This window comes from Nisaea sp. (assembly GCF_965216895.1).
GTDB lineage: Bacteria > Pseudomonadota > Alphaproteobacteria > Thalassobaculales > Thalassobaculaceae > Nisaea.
Genome location: NZ_OZ244205.1, coordinates 620,165 through 636,775, shown reverse-complemented (window position 1 = coordinate 636,775; position 16,611 = coordinate 620,165). Strand labels below are relative to the sequence as shown.

Annotated in this window: 17 protein-coding genes; 10 read left to right on the top strand and 7 right to left on the bottom strand. The window is 63.4% G+C overall.

What is annotated here, in order from left to right; genetic code table 11:
- Window positions 1-17: 17 nt before the first annotated feature.
- The gene (locus ACOOE1_RS03010; protein WP_420404868.1) at window positions 18-788 is read right to left on the bottom strand and encodes an SDR family NAD(P)-dependent oxidoreductase; all 771 of its coding nucleotides are present in this window, start codon (window positions 786-788) and stop codon (window positions 18-20) included.
- Window positions 789-901: 113 nt separating this feature from the next.
- On the opposite strand from ACOOE1_RS03010, the gene ACOOE1_RS03005 reads away from it, so the two are divergent.
- Window positions 902-1,858: an NAD(P)H-dependent flavin oxidoreductase gene (locus tag ACOOE1_RS03005; RefSeq protein ID WP_420404867.1), complete on the top strand. Its 957-nt coding sequence runs from the start codon at window positions 902-904 to the stop codon at window positions 1,856-1,858.
- 22 nt (window positions 1,859-1,880) lie between these two features.
- Here the strand turns inward: ACOOE1_RS03005 and ACOOE1_RS03000 are convergent, their stop codons facing one another.
- Window positions 1,881-2,264, bottom strand: coding sequence for a GcrA family cell cycle regulator (locus ACOOE1_RS03000; RefSeq protein ID WP_420404866.1), 384 nt, complete (start codon window positions 2,262-2,264; stop codon window positions 1,881-1,883).
- Window positions 2,265-2,574: 310 nt separating this feature from the next.
- On the opposite strand from ACOOE1_RS03000, the gene ACOOE1_RS02995 reads away from it, so the two are divergent.
- Window positions 2,575-3,519, top strand: a complete 945-nt coding sequence (locus tag ACOOE1_RS02995) for a UDP-glucuronic acid decarboxylase family protein (protein WP_420404865.1) — start codon at window positions 2,575-2,577, stop codon at window positions 3,517-3,519.
- Window positions 3,520-3,535: 16 nt separating this feature from the next.
- Here ACOOE1_RS02995 and ACOOE1_RS02990 read toward each other — a convergent pair whose 3' ends face one another.
- From ACOOE1_RS02990 to ACOOE1_RS02980, 3 genes are all read right to left on the bottom strand, one after another.
- Window positions 3,536-5,248: an AAA family ATPase gene (locus tag ACOOE1_RS02990; RefSeq protein ID WP_420404864.1), complete on the bottom strand. Its 1,713-nt coding sequence runs from the start codon at window positions 5,246-5,248 to the stop codon at window positions 3,536-3,538.
- A gap of 98 nt (window positions 5,249-5,346) precedes the next feature.
- Complete coding sequence (locus tag ACOOE1_RS02985; protein ID WP_420404863.1) at window positions 5,347-6,507, bottom strand: acyl-CoA dehydrogenase family protein; 1,161 nt, start codon at window positions 6,505-6,507, stop codon at window positions 5,347-5,349.
- A 42-nt stretch (window positions 6,508-6,549) separates the two neighbouring features.
- Window positions 6,550-7,260, bottom strand: coding sequence for a nitroreductase (locus tag ACOOE1_RS02980; protein ID WP_420404862.1), 711 nt, complete (start codon window positions 7,258-7,260; stop codon window positions 6,550-6,552).
- Between the two features lie 28 nt (window positions 7,261-7,288).
- On the opposite strand from ACOOE1_RS02980, the gene ACOOE1_RS02975 reads away from it, so the two are divergent.
- The 7 genes from ACOOE1_RS02975 (at window position 7,289) to ACOOE1_RS02945 (ending at window position 13,999) form a co-directional block, all read left to right on the top strand.
- Complete coding sequence (locus ACOOE1_RS02975; protein WP_420404861.1) at window positions 7,289-8,500, top strand: CaiB/BaiF CoA transferase family protein; 1,212 nt, start codon at window positions 7,289-7,291, stop codon at window positions 8,498-8,500.
- A 77-nt stretch (window positions 8,501-8,577) separates the two neighbouring features.
- Complete coding sequence (locus ACOOE1_RS02970) at window positions 8,578-9,495, top strand: AAA family ATPase (protein WP_420404860.1); 918 nt, start codon at window positions 8,578-8,580, stop codon at window positions 9,493-9,495.
- A 6-nt stretch (window positions 9,496-9,501) separates the two neighbouring features.
- Window positions 9,502-10,821: a vWA domain-containing protein gene (locus tag ACOOE1_RS02965; RefSeq protein ID WP_420404859.1), complete on the top strand. Its 1,320-nt coding sequence runs from the start codon at window positions 9,502-9,504 to the stop codon at window positions 10,819-10,821.
- A gap of 35 nt (window positions 10,822-10,856) precedes the next feature.
- Complete coding sequence (locus ACOOE1_RS02960; RefSeq protein ID WP_420404858.1) at window positions 10,857-11,198, top strand: XdhC family protein; 342 nt, start codon at window positions 10,857-10,859, stop codon at window positions 11,196-11,198.
- A gap of 1 nt (window position 11,199) precedes the next feature.
- The gene (locus ACOOE1_RS02955; RefSeq protein WP_420404857.1) at window positions 11,200-11,907 is read left to right on the top strand and encodes an XdhC family protein; all 708 of its coding nucleotides are present in this window, start codon (window positions 11,200-11,202) and stop codon (window positions 11,905-11,907) included.
- 9 nt (window positions 11,908-11,916) lie between these two features.
- Window positions 11,917-13,563 (top strand): NTP transferase domain-containing protein, encoded by a 1,647-nt coding sequence (locus tag ACOOE1_RS02950; RefSeq protein WP_420404856.1) that lies wholly within the window; start codon window positions 11,917-11,919, stop codon window positions 13,561-13,563.
- Window position 13,564: 1 nt separating this feature from the next.
- Complete coding sequence (locus tag ACOOE1_RS02945; protein WP_420404855.1) at window positions 13,565-13,999, top strand: iron-sulfur cluster assembly scaffold protein; 435 nt, start codon at window positions 13,565-13,567, stop codon at window positions 13,997-13,999.
- Window positions 14,000-14,008: 9 nt separating this feature from the next.
- Here the strand turns inward: ACOOE1_RS02945 and ACOOE1_RS02940 are convergent, their stop codons facing one another.
- Window positions 14,009-14,446: a flagellar basal body rod protein FlgC gene (locus ACOOE1_RS02940; RefSeq protein ID WP_420404854.1), complete on the bottom strand. Its 438-nt coding sequence runs from the start codon at window positions 14,444-14,446 to the stop codon at window positions 14,009-14,011.
- Between the two features lie 81 nt (window positions 14,447-14,527).
- On the opposite strand from ACOOE1_RS02940, the gene ACOOE1_RS02935 reads away from it, so the two are divergent.
- Window positions 14,528-15,382 (top strand): hypothetical protein, encoded by an 855-nt coding sequence (locus ACOOE1_RS02935; protein ID WP_420404853.1) that lies wholly within the window; start codon window positions 14,528-14,530, stop codon window positions 15,380-15,382.
- Window positions 15,383-15,390: 8 nt separating this feature from the next.
- Here ACOOE1_RS02935 and ACOOE1_RS02930 read toward each other — a convergent pair whose 3' ends face one another.
- Window positions 15,391-16,485: a putative metalloprotease CJM1_0395 family protein gene (locus tag ACOOE1_RS02930; protein WP_420404852.1), complete on the bottom strand. Its 1,095-nt coding sequence runs from the start codon at window positions 16,483-16,485 to the stop codon at window positions 15,391-15,393.
- Between the last annotated feature and the right edge of the window lie 126 nt (window positions 16,486-16,611).

Sequence of the window (16,611 nt, the reverse complement as noted above, 5' to 3'; positions counted from 1 at the left end):
GATTTTGGTCGGACGGATCAATTGGCCATCCATCCGCCGTCTACCATGAGGTTCTCTCCGGTAATATAGGTGGCCTCGTCGCTGGCGAGAAACAGCACTGCGTTGGCGACGTCGCGCGGCCGTCCGAGGCGCGGCCAGGGCGTGCGGGCCTCTGAATAGGCAAGGATATCGGGATCGACGGCGGGTCCGCTCTTGCCTGTGAGGATCTTGCCTGGCGCAACGGCATTGCAGACGATCCCCTCCGCCGCATAATCGCCCGCGATCTGCCGCGTCATGTAGACGACCGCAGCCTTTCCGGTGCCATAGGCCAGGTCGTTCGGCGATCGGATCATACCGTGCTGCGAGGAAATGTTGACGATCCGGCCGCGCACCCCGTCTCGCGCCGGCTGGGTCAGCATCTGCTGGACCGCCCGCTTGCAACCGAAGAAGACGCCCTTGGCATTGACCCCCATCACGCGGTCCCATTCCTCCTCGCTGGTCTCAAGAAGGGATTTGCTCACACCGATGGCGGCGTTGTTCACCATGATGTCGAGCGCGCCGAAACGGGCGACAGCAAAGCCGACGGCCGCATCCACGGAATTCCAGTCCGCCACGTCAAGTTCGACGAATTCCGCAGTACCGCCAAAGGCGCGGATGAGGTCCAGCGTCTTCTCCCCTCCCTCGCGCGGCACTTCCGTTCGGTCGGCGACGATGACGTTCGCCCCCTCTTCTGCAAAGCGGACGGCAATCGCCTTGCCAATACCCGAGGCGGCACCGGTGACGATCGCGGTTCTGTTCTCAAGGCGCATCTGCGGCTCCGGAATTCGCCCGTTGAGGGCCGGTCGAGAACCGGCGGGCAGGATGATTGCAGTGCCCGAAACGGGCGACTAGGCTCCCTCGAACAATAGTTGGGGAGGTGAATTTGGCAATACGCACTGCACTGACGGAGCGACTCGGGATCGAACATCCGATCCTTTGTGCTCCGATGGCCCGGGTTTCCGGCGGTAAACTGGCGGCGGCCGTTTCCGAAGGAGGCGGGCTCGGCCTCCTCGGCGGCGCGTATTGCGACGAATCCTGGATCACCGAGCAGCTACAGGTCGCCGGAAATGCGCGCATCGGGATCGGGTTGATCACCTGGCGGCTGGCGCAGCTGCCGAACGTGCTCGACCTCGTGCTCGACCGCAGCCCCGCCGCCGTAATGTTGTCCTTCGGCGACGAGCAGCCATTCGCGACCAGGATCAAGGATGCGGGAAGCGTCCTCATCGCACAGGTGCAGAGCCTCGAACAGGCGAAGCTTGCCGCCGATGCCGGCGCGGACATCATAGTCGCCCAGGGTGGAGAGGCGGGCGGACACGGCGCCCAGCGTGGGGCGTTCTCACTTGTTCCTGAGGTCGTGGACGCACTGCCCGACCTGCCCGTTGTCGCCGCTGGAGGGATCGCCGACGGGCGCGGCCTCGCCGCGGCGCTTGCGCTCGGCGCCAGCGGCGTCTTACTCGGCACCCGTTTCGTGGCGACCGAGGAATCGCTTGCGCCGGAAGGTGCCAAGGCGGCCGTTGCGGCGGAGAGCGGCGACGTCACTGTAAAGGGCAGCGTGTTCGACAAGGCACGCCGCTTCGACTGGCCTGCCGCCTATTCCCTGCGGACCTTCCGGAACGCATTCTCGGAGCGTTGGGAAGGAACGGACACGCTTCCGGAATCGGCAATCGCGGAATTCGAGGACGCTGTTGCCAGGGCCGACATGAATGTCGCGCCGGTGGTCGCCGGAGAGGCCGCCGGCATCATTCGCGACGTTCCCTCCGCGAAAGACGTGATTCCCCGCCTGGTTGCCGAAGCGGAAGAAAAATTAAGGGGTGCCGCAGCGCTCTGCGGCACCCCCTGATTCCGTGTTCCGCCGCTCCGTATCAGGCGGCGGCGGTGTCCCGCATGTTGGTGTAGGCGACCGCGCAATGGGTCGTGCAATAGGGACGGCCCGGCAGCACGGTCTCGCCGCAGAACTTGAAATCCGGAGACTTCGGATCTCCGATGGGCCAGGAACACTTGTTGCGGTCCCATTCCTGCGCCGCGAGCGGCGAAACCTTGCGCTTCTTCGGCTCGACCGGCTTGTCGGAGCGGACGATCGGCGATTGCCGTTTCGGCAACCCCATCCGATGCACCTTGCCGACGACGGCATTTCGCGAAACGCCGAGTTCATTCCCGATCTGCGTAATCGACAATCCGTCGGCCCAGAGCTGCTTGAGCTGTTCCAGACGGTCATCGGTCCACGCGCTGACTGCGCTTTCGGCCATTCTGCCCTCCAAGTCTGACATAATGTCGGCGCTGTTCCCGGCTGAACCGGTGCGTCTTTCGGTTGAGAATGACGCAATATCTTGTGCCGACTTGAAGTGAGCCTACTCCTTGTTGTGGTTTTGATTCAAGCGCCTTGCGAGAAAACTTAACGATTCGCGCCGATTCAAGGGCTTAGCAGAAAGCGCTCTCAAGCGACTCCAGCTCAGGGTTGTCGCGCGCTCCGGCAATGGCCCGTTTGCACCCGGTTCAGGATGAGGTATGCAGAATTTCCGGAGAATATTGGCGACTGATAGATCGGCGGCCCGTCCCATGAGAACTGTTCCGAAGCGCGTACTAGTCACAGGAGGTGCCGGTTTTCTCGGCTCGCATCTCTGCGAGCGTCTGCTGGAGCGCGGCGACGACGTTCTCTGTGTCGACAATTTCTATACCGGCATGCGGCACAATGTTGCCCACCTGCTCGACCACGCGAACTTCGAGCTGATGCGGCACGACATCACCTTTCCGCTCTATGTCGAGGTCGACGAGATCTACAACCTCGCCTGCCCGGCCTCGCCGATCCACTACCAGCGCGACCCCGTCCAGACGACCAAGACCAGCGTCATCGGCGCGATCAACGTCCTCGGCCTCGCCAAGCGCGTGAAGGCCAAGGTCCTGCAGGCCTCGACCTCGGAAGTCTATGGCGACCCGACGGTTCACCCACAGACCGAGGAATACTGGGGCAACGTCAACACGACCGGCATCCGCGCCTGCTACGACGAAGGCAAACGCTGCGCCGAGACGCTGTTTTTCGACTATCTGCGCCAGCACAACCTGCGCATCAAGGTCGCGCGGATCTTCAATACCTACGGACCGCGGATGCATCCGAACGACGGTCGCGTGGTCTCCAACTTCGTCCTCTCCGCCCTGCGCGGAGAGGATCTGACCCTGTACGGCGACGGCAGCCAGACCCGATCCTTCTGCTTTGTCGACGACCTGGTCGAGGGCCTGATGCGGCTGATGGACAGCGACGATGCCGTGGTCGGGCCGGTCAACCTCGGAAACCCGACCGAAATGACCGTGAAGGAACTGGCGGAGACGGTGACCGACCTGGTCGGCCGCGAGAGCGGAATCTCCTATCATCCACTGCCGCAGGACGATCCGATGCAGCGCCAGCCGAACATCGACAAGGCGAAGACGCTGCTCGGCTGGGAGCCGAAAATCCCGCTGCGCACCGGCCTCGAAAAGACCATCGCCTATTTCCGCGATTTCGTCTGAGAGGCATCCGTCCCCGTCAGGGGGCGCCTGACTTCAGAATGTCCTTGAGCTTTTCCTCGAACGGGAACGGCAATGGCGGTTCGACGAGCGAGCCCGTCGCGGGAACCGCACGGCCATCGGACCAGCGCCTCAGATCGGTGACCTCTTCCGCCCGGGTGACCGACAGCGGCTTGGTCTCGAGCACCGCGGCCTCGAGATGCCTCTGCTCGAGCGATGGAAACTGTTTGGCATCCGTCGCCTCTGAAAAAGCCGAGATCAGTGCCTCGCGCACGACCGCTTCGATTTCGGCGCCGCTGAAACCGCCCTCTCCCGCGGCCTCGCCGGTACCGGTCATTTCGGTGAGCGCGTCGAGATCGAAATCCTCAGGGACATGCCCGACACGGCCGATATGGATCCGGAAAATTTCCTGCCGCTCCTCGGCATTGGGGAGATCGATGAAGAAAATCTCGTCGAAACGCCCCTTGCGCAGGATCTCCGGCGGCAGGAGCATTGTCTCGTTTGCCGTGGCGATGACGAAGACCGGCGCCGTCTTCTCCTGCAGCCAGGTCAGGAAGGTCGCAAGAACACGCAGGGAGACGCCGCTGTCTCCGACATGCCCCCGGTTCCGCGGCAGCCCCTTCTCGATCTCGTCGATCCAGAGCACGCAGGGCGCAACCGCCTCGCAAATCGAGATCGCGTCACGAATGTGCTGCTCGGAGGCACCGACCAGCGAGGCATAGACCCGCCCCATGTCGAGCTTGATCAGCGGAACGCCCCAGGAAGTCGCGGTGCATTTGGCCGCGAGCGACTTGCCGCACCCCGGAACGCCGGTGAGAAGGACCCCTTTCGGCGGGGTGATCCCGAATGCGAGCCCCTTCTCGCTCGACGCCAGAGCGCGTTTGCGAAGCCATTCCTTCAGGTTGTCGAGCCCGCCGACATCGTTCATCGACCACTCGCTAGTATCGATGTACTCGAGGATACCGCTTTTCTTCACGACATCCTGCTTGAGGCGGTAGATCTCGCGGACATCTTCCTTGGAAAGCTGTTTGTCCTCGATCAGGGCATCCGAGAGCGCGTTTCGGATCTCGTACATGGTGAGGCCGCTCGCCGCGTTCACGACCGCCTCCTTCAGGAATTCGACATCCTCGTCGACCTTGATGGCAGAGGTCGCCTTCAGCCGTTCCAGAATATCGTCGACCCAGCCCTTGATCTCTTCTTTCGTCGGCAGGGGAAACTCGAGACGCAGGATTTCCTTTTCGAGTTCGGCTGACAGTTCCCCGTCCGCCGAGACCATCAGAATGGCACCGTTCTTGGTCGAGAGCCGGCTTTGCAGCGCAAAATCGCGTAACCGCCTGCGGTGGACCGGATTGTTGTGGCGTTCGACCAAAAAGGGCGAGGCGTCGAGCAGGACGAGAAAGGTTTTCCGGCGCTCCGAACTCTTTTTCTCCCGCTCCCGTTCGAGCTTGCGCTCGAAGGCTTCGATTGCGGTCATTACATCCGCATTCTGGCCCGCCTTCACGAGGCTGTCCGGGGCTTTGTCGGACCGGCTCAGCAGAGAGCCGATCCGCTTCATGTGGATGCCCCTGGTGCAGGACCAGAAGATGATGTCGCATTTCTCTTGTATCGCCACGCGTTCGATGCTGTCGATCACGCGGTTTTCCTCGAAAGAATGAATGGCGATCAAGGGGTGCAGCGACGACACCGCAAGCGTCAGAGCGCGCTCGAAATCCTTTTGAGTCCTGATTTTCAATGCACGCTTCCTCCTGCACGCAGCGTATTGCGCCAAACAGAAGCAGCGCACACGATCATAACAGTAGCAGCGGCGAACAGACTCGGAATTGACCTGGATCAGGCCCTTTGGTTGAACCGTCGGCCGACCAGCGCGGCGGCGATATTCACCTTCTGGATATCGATCGCTCCGCCGGCGATGCCCCAGCCCCAGCCGTCGCGCAGGCGCTGCTCCATGCCGTAGGACTTCGAATAGCCATAAGCGCCCATCACCTGCAGTGCCGCTCCGGTGACGTCGCGGACGATCTCGTTGGCGAAGCATTTGGCGAGACTGCTGTCCAGCACCGACGGAAGGCCGTCCTCGGCGTTCTTGGCCGCACGGTAGATCAGCAGCCGCGAGGCCTCGACCCGCATCGCCATCTCGGCGAGCTTCATCTGCACCGCCTGGAACTCGACAAGTTCCTTGCCGAACGCCTTGCGCTCCTGGGTGTAGGCGAGCGCGGTCTCGAAGGCGGCGGATGCGATGCCGAGGCACATTGTGGCATTACCGCAGCGCTCCAGATCGAACGCCTCCATGAGCTGGCGGAAGCCGCCGGCCGGGACGATGACGTTCTCTTTCGGGATCTCGATATTGTCGAAAAAGATATCGGCGCTTGGAATGCCGCGGAAGCCCATCAGACGCTCGCGCTCGCCGAAACTGAGACCCTTCATGCTCTTGTCGACATAGACCGCCCCGATCCCTTTTGCGCCCGGGGCGTCCGACATTCGGCAATAGACGACATAGGCCTCGGCATGACCGCCGCCGGAGCACCAGCGCTTCTGGCCGTTCAGGATCAGCTTGCCGCCGTCCTCCGTCACCCGGGTCTTGAGATCGGTGAGGGCCGAGCCGGCATCGGGCTCCGACATGGCGACCGCGACCGTGAGTTCACCGGCGCAGACCTGCGGCAGGACCTTCTTTGCGAGTTCGGACGAGGCGAAATGCTCGACCGCGCGGCACGGTCCGACGGATGATTCGAAGATCGGGAACGCGATCGCCGGCGAGACCTTGGCGAATTCCTCAAGAACGATCAGTGCTTCAAGGTTGCCGAGCCCCAGCCCGCCATATTCCTCCGCGACATTGATGCCGAGAAAGCCCATCTCGGCATAGCGCCGGATATGCGCGCGCGACGGCGCCTCATCCTTCTCTTCCAGCTCGCGCGCGACATCTGCCATTTCCTGGGTTGCGAATGCACGTGCGGTTTCCTGTAGGCTGCGCTGCTCCTCGGTCAGCTGGAAGTCCATCCCGTTCCCTCCGGTCACTTTATCGTTTCAATTGAAATGATCTTACCCGCGATGAAAGCGTACGTAATCCTTCAGAGCCATGCGCTCGGTAACAAGTGTGTTCTCGATCTTCGACCAATCGGCCCTGCCGAGCGCCATGCCGGCGACGACAACGTCCTCCTCGGCCAGGTCCAGCTGGGCCCCGATAATCTTGTGGTAGGTCGCGAAGGCGGCCTGCGGACAGGTTTCCAGACCATGGCTGCGCGCCAGCACCATGACATTCTCCATGAACATGCCGAAATCGAGCCAGCTGCCGATCTCGAGGCCGCGATGGATGGTGAAGATCAGTCCAACCGGCGCGTCGAAGAAAGTGAAGTTCCTTGCATGCTGCGCCTTGGTCTTTTCGAAATCGCCCTTCTTGATATCGAGCAACCCGTAGAGCGCCCAGCCGACCGTCCGGCGGCGCGACTTGAAGGGCTCGAAGAACTCCTTCGGATAATACTGGTACTCGCCGCTATGGCCCGTTCCATCATGATGCGCGGCAACAATCTCGGTGCAGAGTCGGTCCCGCGCCGCGCCGGTCACCACATGCACCTTCCAGGGCTGCATATTGGTTCCGCTCGGCGCCCTGCCGGCGAGATAGAGAATACGGGCAACCGTCTCCTCCGGCACCGGATCCGGCAGAAAGGCGCGGACGGAGCGCCGCTGCGAGACCGCGTCCTCGACAGGGTTCAGGTTTTCGTAGCCAGTCTCTATGATCGGAGCGTCTGTCACGGTTCTTTTCTCGGGATATCTGATCAAAATGACGGGTGAAGCTGCGACCGGCCCCCTCGCGGGGATCCGGGTACTGGATCTGACCTCGGTACTGCTCGGGCCTTACGCGACGCAGATCATGGGCGACATGGGTGCCGATGTCATCAAGGTCGAGTCCCTCGAGGGCGACGTCACCCGCAATGTCACGCCGTTCAGAACCCCCGGCATGGGCACGGTTTTCCTCAATGTGAACCGGAACAAGCGCTCGCTCTCGATGGACTTGAAAAACACCGGTGCCAGGGACGCATTGCTGAAACTGGCGCGGCATGCCGACGTTCTCGTGAGTTCGGTGCGCCCCGCCGCGATGCGACGGCTTGGCCTCGGCTACGACGATCTGAAGGCGATCAATCCGAAGCTGATCTATTGCGGCGCTTACGGCTTCAGCGAACAGGGACCCTACGCGGGCCGTCCCGCCTATGACGACATCATCCAGGCGGCCTGCGGTCTGGCCGACTATCACGACCGGGCAGATGGCGCGCCGGCCTACAGCCGCACCGTGATCGCGGACAAGGTCACCGGCCTGATGTGCCTCTCCGCCATCTCGATGGCACTGGTCGCGCGCGAGCGCTCAGGGGCCGGCCAGTTTGTCGAGGTCCCGATGTTCGAGAGCCTGGTTGCTTTCCTGCACCCGGAGCACCTCCAGGGCGCCACGTTCCCGGACGGCGACGGCAGGACGGGATATGACCGGGTCCTCGCACCGCATCGCAAGCCCTACCGGACCAGGGACGGACATGTCGCACTGCTGCCCTACACGGCGCGGCAATGGAGCGACTATCTGCGCGCCATCGGCCGCGAGGAAATCGCGGCGGCAACCTGGGTGAACGATCCGGCAGAACGCTCGCGCAATGTCGGCAAGCTCTATCGGATCGTGGCAGAGGCGACGCCTGCGCGCACAACGGCGGAATGGCTTGCGCTCTTCGCCGAGATCGATGTGCCCGCCATGCCGGTCATGGGAACCGAAGACCTGCTGAAGGACCCGCATCTCGACGAGATCGGTTTCTGGCCGCTCTTCCGGCATCCGAGCGAGGGCGAGATCCGCATGGTCGGCCAACCGATCCGCTATGGCAGCACGCCCGCTTCCTACCGTCTCGGCGCGCCGCGTCTCGGGGAGCACAGCCGCGAAATTCTCGTCGAAGGCGGTCTTGCCGCCACCGAAATCGACAGCCTGCTGTCAAGCGGCGCGGTCTTCCAGTCGTCCTGATCCGGCGCCCTCCCCTTTAAACCACCCGGCCCGCGTGTTATCTGACCTCTGTTCCCGCTGGATATCTGGACCTCCCCATGCCGACACCGCTTCCCGCTTCCGTCGAAGACACGCTCGCCCTGCTAGGTGACGGCCAGTACGTCGCCGATACCCCGCTCGCGACCGCCTTGCACCTCGCCCTGCAACTGAAGCGGCCGCTCTTCCTCGAGGGCGAGGCCGGCGTCGGAAAGACCGAGATCGCAAAGGTTCTCTCCGAAACCCTCGACCGCAAGCTGATCCGGCTGCAGTGCTACGAGGGGTTGGACGTGTCTTCCGCGGTCTACGAGTGGAACTATTCCCGCCAGATGCTGGAGATCCGTTTGGCCGAGGCGGCCGGCGGCGCCGACAGAAAGGCGCTTGCCGCGGACCTCTTCTCCGACGAGTTCCTGATCAAGCGCCCGATCCTGCAGGCGCTTGAGCCGACCGAGGGCGGCGCGCCGGTGCTGCTGATCGACGAACTCGACCGCACCGACGAGCCGTTCGAGGCTTTCCTGCTCGAAGTGCTCTCTGACTATCAGGTGACGATTCCGGAAGTCGGCCCCTTCAAGGCCGAGGAACCGCCGATCGTCATCATCACCTCGAACCGGACACGCGAGATCCACGACGCACTGAAACGGCGCTGCTTCTACTACTGGGTCGACTACCCGAGCGCCGAGCGCGAACTGGAGATCCTGCGCAAGAAGGCACCGTCCGCACCGGAAGAACTCAGCCGTCAGGTCGTCGCCTTCGTCCACCAGCTGCGCAAGATGGACCTGTTCAAACAGCCTGGCGTGGCCGAGACCATCGACTGGACCCATGCATTGGTGCAGCTCGACTATCTCGCCCTCGACCCGCGCGCCGTCGACAACACACTCGGCGTGCTGCTGAAATACCAGGACGATATCCAGAAAATCCAGGGCAGCGAGGCCAACCGGATCCTGACCCAGGTGCGCAGTGAACTGGCGATGGCCGGCTAGGAAATTATGACGCCGCTCGACGACCTCGAACCGCCGCCGGGAGAGATGCCGGACTTGCCGGGAACGCCTGAAGGCGGTGGCGGACGCCTGGTCGAGAACATCCTGCATTTCGCCCGCGTGCTACGCGCCGCCGGCCTGCCGGTAGGGCCGGGCAAGGTGCTGGATGCGATCGAGGCGGTCAGAACCGTCGGGATCACCGACCGCGAAGTCTTCTACTGGACATTGCACGCGGTCTTTGTGAACCGTCGCGACCAGCGCGAGATTTTCGACCAGGCTTTCCACATCTTCTGGCGCAATCCCCGCATCCTCGAAAAGATGATGCAGATGGTGCTGCCGGAGATGAAGCTCGCCGGAGACGCCGACGAGGAGGACGCGGAGACGGTCAGCCGGCGGGTCTCCGAGGCGCTTACCCAGCAGCAGGAACCTGGTCAGGACGCGAGCGCGCCGGACCGGGAACAGGAGCAGGAAATCCAGCTTGACGCGGTGATGACCTATTCCGACGAAGAACTGCTGCAGGGCATGGATTTCGAGAAAATGAGCGCGGACGAGATTCGCGCCGCACGCAGGGCCATCGAAAAGATGCACCTGCCGCTTGCGGACATCCCCACCCGCCGCTTCTCGCCCAGCCCTTACGGACACAAGGTCGATTTGCGGGGCACGCTCCGTCAGGCGCTTCGCTCCGGCGGCGACATCATCCCGCTACAGCTCAAGAAGCGCCGGATGCGCCCGCCGCCGCTCGTCGCGCTCTGCGACATCTCGGGGTCGATGACACGCTATTCGCGCATGCTGCTCCACTTCATGCATACGCTGACCAACGACCGGGACCGGGTTCACACGTTCCTATTCGGCACGCGCCTCACCAATGTGACACGCTACCTGCGCCACAAGGATGTAGACGAAGCGCTGGACAAGATCAGCGCCTCCGTGGAGGATTGGTCCGGCGGAACGCGAATCGGCCATTGCCTGCACGATTTCAACCGTCACTGGTCCCGCCGGGTACTGAGCCAGGGCGCGGTCGTCCTCTTGATCACGGACGGCCTCGACCGGGAAGCCGGCAAGGGGCTCGGTGCCGAAATGGAACGACTGCATAAGTCGTGTCGCAGGCTGATCTGGCTCAACCCGCTGTTGCGTTATGACGGCTTCGCTCCCAAATCCATGGGGGTGCGAGCCTTATTGCCGCATGTGGACGAATTCCGTCCGGTGCATTCTCTCGACAGCCTGGAGGATCTGGCGAACTTGTTGGGAGAACCGGCCGGCATCCGCCGCAGGGGCATGGGGGACTGGCTCGGCAAACTGGCCGAGATCGAAGCGGCGGAGGCGGTCTGAGGCCCTCCCCGCGGATGGGAAGGGAAACCGGCAGGATGAACAGATACGACCCCAGGCAGCAGGACGACATTCTCGGACGGATTGCCGAATGGCGCCGGGACGGCCGCCGCATCGCGGTCGCGACCGTAATCAAGACATGGGGCAGTTCGCCCCGTCCCGTGGGCAGCCAGCTCGCGATCGACGACAGCGGTGCCATGGTCGGCTCCGTATCGGGCGGCTGCATCGAGGGCGCCGTCGTGCGCGAGGCGATGCAGTCGATCGCCGACGGTCAGCCGCGGATGCTCGATTTCGGTGTCAGCGACGAGCAGGCCTGGGAGGTCGGGCTCGCCTGTGGCGGCGAGGTGAAAGTCTACGTGGAACGGATCGAAGGACAATAAGATGAAAGCCGAACTGTTCGATGCCCTGATGGCCTGCCGGGAGGCGAAGACGCCGGTGGCCATGGTGACGCGCCTGGAGGGCGGAGAACAGGGGCTGGTGACCCGCGACGGCACCGAGGGTTCCCTCGAGCTTGCGGACTCTCTCGTCACCGAGGCCCGCACCCGGATGCGGGACGACCGCAGCGGGATCAGCGCGGACGGCGCGCATTTCATCCATGTCCACAATCCGCCGCTGCGCATGATTGTCGTCGGGGCGGTCCATATCAGCCAGTTACTGGCGCCGATGGCGGCGCTCGCAGGCTATGCCGTGACCATCGTCGATCCGCGCGCCTCCTTCGCCACAGAAGAGCGTTTTCCCGGCGTAGAGCTCAGTGACGACTGGCCGGACGAGGCCCTGGAGGCGCTCATGCCCGACAGCCGCACGGCGATCGTCACGCTGACCCACGATCCGAAGCTGGACGATCCGGCCCTGCAGGTCGCACTTCGCAGCGAGGCTTTCTACATTGCCTGTCTCGGCAGCAAGCGGACCCATGCGCGGCGCCTCGACCGGCTGCGCGAGGAGGGCTTCAACGACAAGGACTTTGCCCGTCTCCATGGGCCCGCCGGGCTCGATATCGGTGCGGTTTCTCCGGCGGAGATCGCCATCTCGGTGCTGGCGGAAATGACTGCGGTCAAACATGGAGCCGAGCCGCTCAAAGCCGCGGCCTGAGGTCGATCCATGTATTTCGGCGAATTGCCGGTTGCCGAGGCGGAGGGCGCCATTCTCGCCCATAGCCGCCGGCTCGACGGACGCAGCCTCAAGAAGGGCCGGGTGCTCGATCGCGAGGACCTGGAAGCCCTGAAAGCCGCCGGGATCGAGCGCGTGGTCTGCGCCCGCCTCGATGACGGCGACATTTCCGAAGACCGTGCGGCGGACAGGCTGGCCGAGGCCTGCCGGGGCATCGACGTGCGCGCCGGCACCGCCTTTACAGGACGTTCGAACCTATTCGCCGAGCGCGCCGGCGTGGTGCTGTACGATCAGGCCCGGCTCGACGAACTCAATCTGGTCGACGAATCCATTACCCTCGGGCTGGTCCCGCCCTTTCAGGCGGTCTCGGCCGGGCAGATGATCGGCACGCTCAAAATCATCCCCTTCGCCGTACCGGAAGGACTGGTCCGGATTGCCGAGGCGCTCGCCGGTCAGGACGGGCCGCTCCTCCGGGTAAAGTCGTTCGCTTCCCTCGACGTCATTCTCATCCAGTCAAAACTTCCCGGCACCAAGGAAAGCGTGCTGGACAGCACCATGCGCGTAACGTCCGACAGGCTGGCTGCACTCGGATCGAAGCTGATTTCCGAAGCGCGCTGCGATCACAACCAGACGGCGCTCGCCGGTGCCATCCGCCGCGCCATTGCGGCGAAACCGGGCCTGATCCTGATCTCCGGCGCCTCAGCCGTTGTCGACCGTCGCGACGTGATCCCGGCGGCGGTGGAACAGACCGGCGGCGAAATCCAGCATTTCGGAATGCCGGTCGACCCCGGCAACCTCATGCTGATCGGCCGGACCGGCTCGGTTCCCGTCATCGGCATGCCTGGCTGTGCGCGCTCTCCGAAACTGAACGGTTTCGACTGGGTCCTGCAACGGATTTGCGCCGGTCTGGAGATCCGGCCGCAGGACATCATGCGCATGGGGGCCGGCGGTTTGCTCAAAGACGTGGCGCACCGTCCCCTACCGCGCGCGAGCGCGAGAAAGACGGAAGAAGCCGGCAAGGAGACGAGCCGGACCGGCATTGCCGCCGTCGTGCTGGCAGCAGGACAATCGACCCGCATGGGTGATGCGAACAAGCTGCTCAGCACCTTGGACGGCAAGGCGATGATACGACGGGTGGTCGAGACGGCCCTTGCTTCCTCTGCCGGACGCGTTCTCGTTGTCACCGGACATCAGCCGGACCGGATCCGGGCCGCGCTCGCCGGGCTCGACGTCGCCTATGTGCACAATCCTAATTTTGCCGGCGGTCTCAGCACCAGCGTGCGGAGCGGGATTTCGGCCCTGCCGGAGGATACGGAGGCCGCCCTCGTCTGCCTCGGCGACATGCCGCATGTGAGTGCGGAGGTTCTGAACCGGCTGATCGCCGCCTATAACCCGGTCGAGGGACGTGCGGTCGTCGTTCCTGTGCATGCGGGACGACCAGGCAATCCGGTGCTCTGGGACAGCCGGTTCTTCGGCGAAATGCAGGAGCTGGAAGGTGACCGGGGCGCCCGCTCGCTGCTGACCGAGTTCGCCGATCTGGTCTGCGAGGTCGAGATCACCGAGGCCGGCGTGCATCTCGATATCGACACGCCGGAAATGCTGAAAGAAGCCGGCGGATTGCCAGACGAGGTCACGTGATATGAGCGAAGCACTCTACCAGGCGGAAATCCTGCGTCTGGCGAAGGAAGGCCGCGGCAACCAGAGACTCGACGCCCCCGATGCCAGTGCGCGCGTGGACAACCCTCTCTGCGGCGACCGGGTCACGATCGACCTGAGCCTGAATGACGGCAAGATCGCCGCTATCGGGCATCGCGTTCAGGGTTGCGCCCTTTGCGAGGCATCTGCCGCGCTGATCCGGGAAAATGCGCCGGGACACGGTCTGGACGAGCTGGAAGCTGTCCGCAGCCGCCTGCTCGCCTTTCTCGCCGGTTGCGACGGTGTGGATCTGGACTGGAAGGAACTGGAGAGTTTCGCGCCGGTCCGCGATTTCAAGACGCGGCACGACTGCGTGCGGCTGCCGTTCGATGCGGTGCTGAAGGCCCTGAACAACGCCAAGGCGGACATGTCGGATTAAGCTGCGGCCTCAGGCGAGGATATCGATCGCTTCTTCGAGCAGGTCGTCGCCGGTACGGATCACCGCCGCATTGGCTTCGAGCTGACGCTGGGCCCCGATGAGATTCACGGTCTCGTTCTCGATAGAAACGTTCGGAATCGAGGAGATACCGTCCGCGTTGGCATCTGCCGCGCTCGGGTCGAAGATCGGGAAAGAGGCCGGATCGACGAGCGTGGTCTGGCTCCGGACGCCGGCAGGTCCCGCCGTGGTCGACTGTATTTCGGTCGGACGGAAAATCCGTTCGCCGTTTGCATTGGTTTCCGGGATCGGCTGGCCGGGACGCAGCACCTCGCCCGCCGGCGCGGCGACGCTTCGGACGTTTGCAAGATTGTTCGCCGCATTGTCGGTCCGGTTGCCCGCCGACACGATGCCAGAGACCGCGATATTGAGTGCGCCTGAAATGCTCATGTCCGTACCTTTAGCACCAATTGTCTTAAAAAATAGTTTCCCGTCCGCGGCGAAGCAAGCCGTGCGGCACCCGCCGCCCGCGTGACGGCTGCCCAAGATGCGTGGTATGTGAGAAAAAACAGTTTCGTTCCGACGAAAGGATCGCGCCCGGAGATGGATCGACCGCCCCCTCGCCCACGCGGCATGCATGGCCGCCCGCGATCCGCGTTGGTCCTGATAGCGACGATGCTGATACTGGCCGCAATCACCTCCGGTGCACGCGCCCAGACCATCCAGTGGTATGTCGAGGTCCTGACCGACCCGATCACCAAGGCGCCGGTTCTCGAGGCCCGTATCCTGACGCGCAAGGGCTATCGCTTTCATTTCCAGAAGCGCGACGACAACTCGCTCTGGGCGGAATTCCGCATGCCGCGCCACGTTGAAAAGAACATCAGCCGCAAGCGGCTTCCGACTTACTGGATCGACCGCCGCGACCCGGTCAATCTGGAATCGCTGAAGGAACTTGAGGTCGGCTTCAAGCCGACACTCTACGAGATCACCGAAAAAGGCGTCCATTTCATCGTCTGGGGCGCGCTCAAGAGGGGCATCGTTCCGCCGCCGCTGCGCGATTTCATGCTCGGCGACATGTTACATGTGCGGTACTGGACCGAGACTGGCGAGATGGGACAGGCCGAAATCCCCTTGAAGCGGGCCAATGAGGCGATCGCGCAAATGCTGAATGTCACCCCGCTGAACCGCGCTCCGGAGGTCGCTCAGCAACGACGCAGCGAAACCTTTGAAACGGTGGCGCGGCATTATCTGGATTTTTGCGACGAACTCAGATTCGTCGGCAGCGACGGAGATTTCGACATCTGCCGCGACCGGTTTGTCGCCTGCAGCGAAGCCCCAGATCAGTCCGAGCAAAGCTTCAAAGTATGCCTCAACAAAGAACAATAGATATCTGATTATATTGAAATATCGAGCGTTACCCTGCCACTGAAGGGTGTGAAATCGAAGGGCGATTGACCGCTTGTCTCGATGCCGGTCCCGCTGTCAGAGTCGCGTTGATCAGGTCGCACGATCTCAAATGCCCCGGCATCAAATTCGTCACCCCGGTTCGCCGCGACGGAGAATGGAGACGCTCCAGAGCGCTCAGCGGCATCGCCCTCCGCGGCAAACGGGCTGGCAGTAGCCGCCGCCGGTTCGGCCTCGCCTGCACCGGCATTGGGCACAACAGGTGCTTTCGCCCCCTCGGGTGAGGTTTCCGACCCGTCACCGCCTTCGACCAGTTCCTCAAGCTCCTCCGCGCTTTCCCGCGCCTGTTCGGCGCGCGCCTGCTGGATGCCCTGACTGGCCTGGGCGGCGACCGCCCGATCGGCGCCGGACGGCTCCGCGGGCGCCAAGGCGGCGCGGCGCACCTGCTCCAGTTTTCGGATGGTCGCTTCCGGATCGCCCGCAATCGGGCTTGCATCGATCGGCACCTCGCCACCGACGGCATAGCGCCGTCCGTCAGGCCCCGATTGATAGGTGTATGAAATCGCGCCCGCATACTGGCCGCCGACCGCCTTATGCGCCTGCTCGTGACGCCGCACCTCGGCATCGCGTTGCTTCAGGTCCTCGACCAGTTGTTCTTCTTCCTCGGTCAGTTCTCCCGGGCCAGTCTCCTCTTCCTCATTCGCTGAAGCAGGCGCCGGGTCGCCGTCATTCGCGGGGGCGGACGGCTGCGCGATCCCATTATCGGCTTCGCGCGCAGCCTCAGTCTCGCCGGACCCGCCGTTCTGCTCCTGAATCGCGGCAATGCTCGGAGGCGCCAGAAGGCCATTGAGGCCGGAAGCGAAGAAGGGCCCCTCGTCCTCACCGTACTCCGGCTCGCCATTGCCGAACGGACGGATGCCAGCAGGCGGCAGCGCACCGTCGAGCGCCCCCGAACCGGCGCCCTCGGCAGGAGTCGTTCCAATGGCATTGAGGGGATTGCCTGCATCATCGCGCCGGCCCAATGCCGCGCCGGCGAACGCGCTGTTCACCCGGATAATGAGACCTGTTTCGACGCCAGAGACCATTTCTATCCCTAGTTACCGGAAATTCTGCCCGGAGTTCTGGAAACTGGAAAGTAAGTCAACCGTAACGATTGGTCAATCTCGTGCCGTCTCCGAACGAGTGCCTGCCAGAGCGCCGGCGGAATTGCA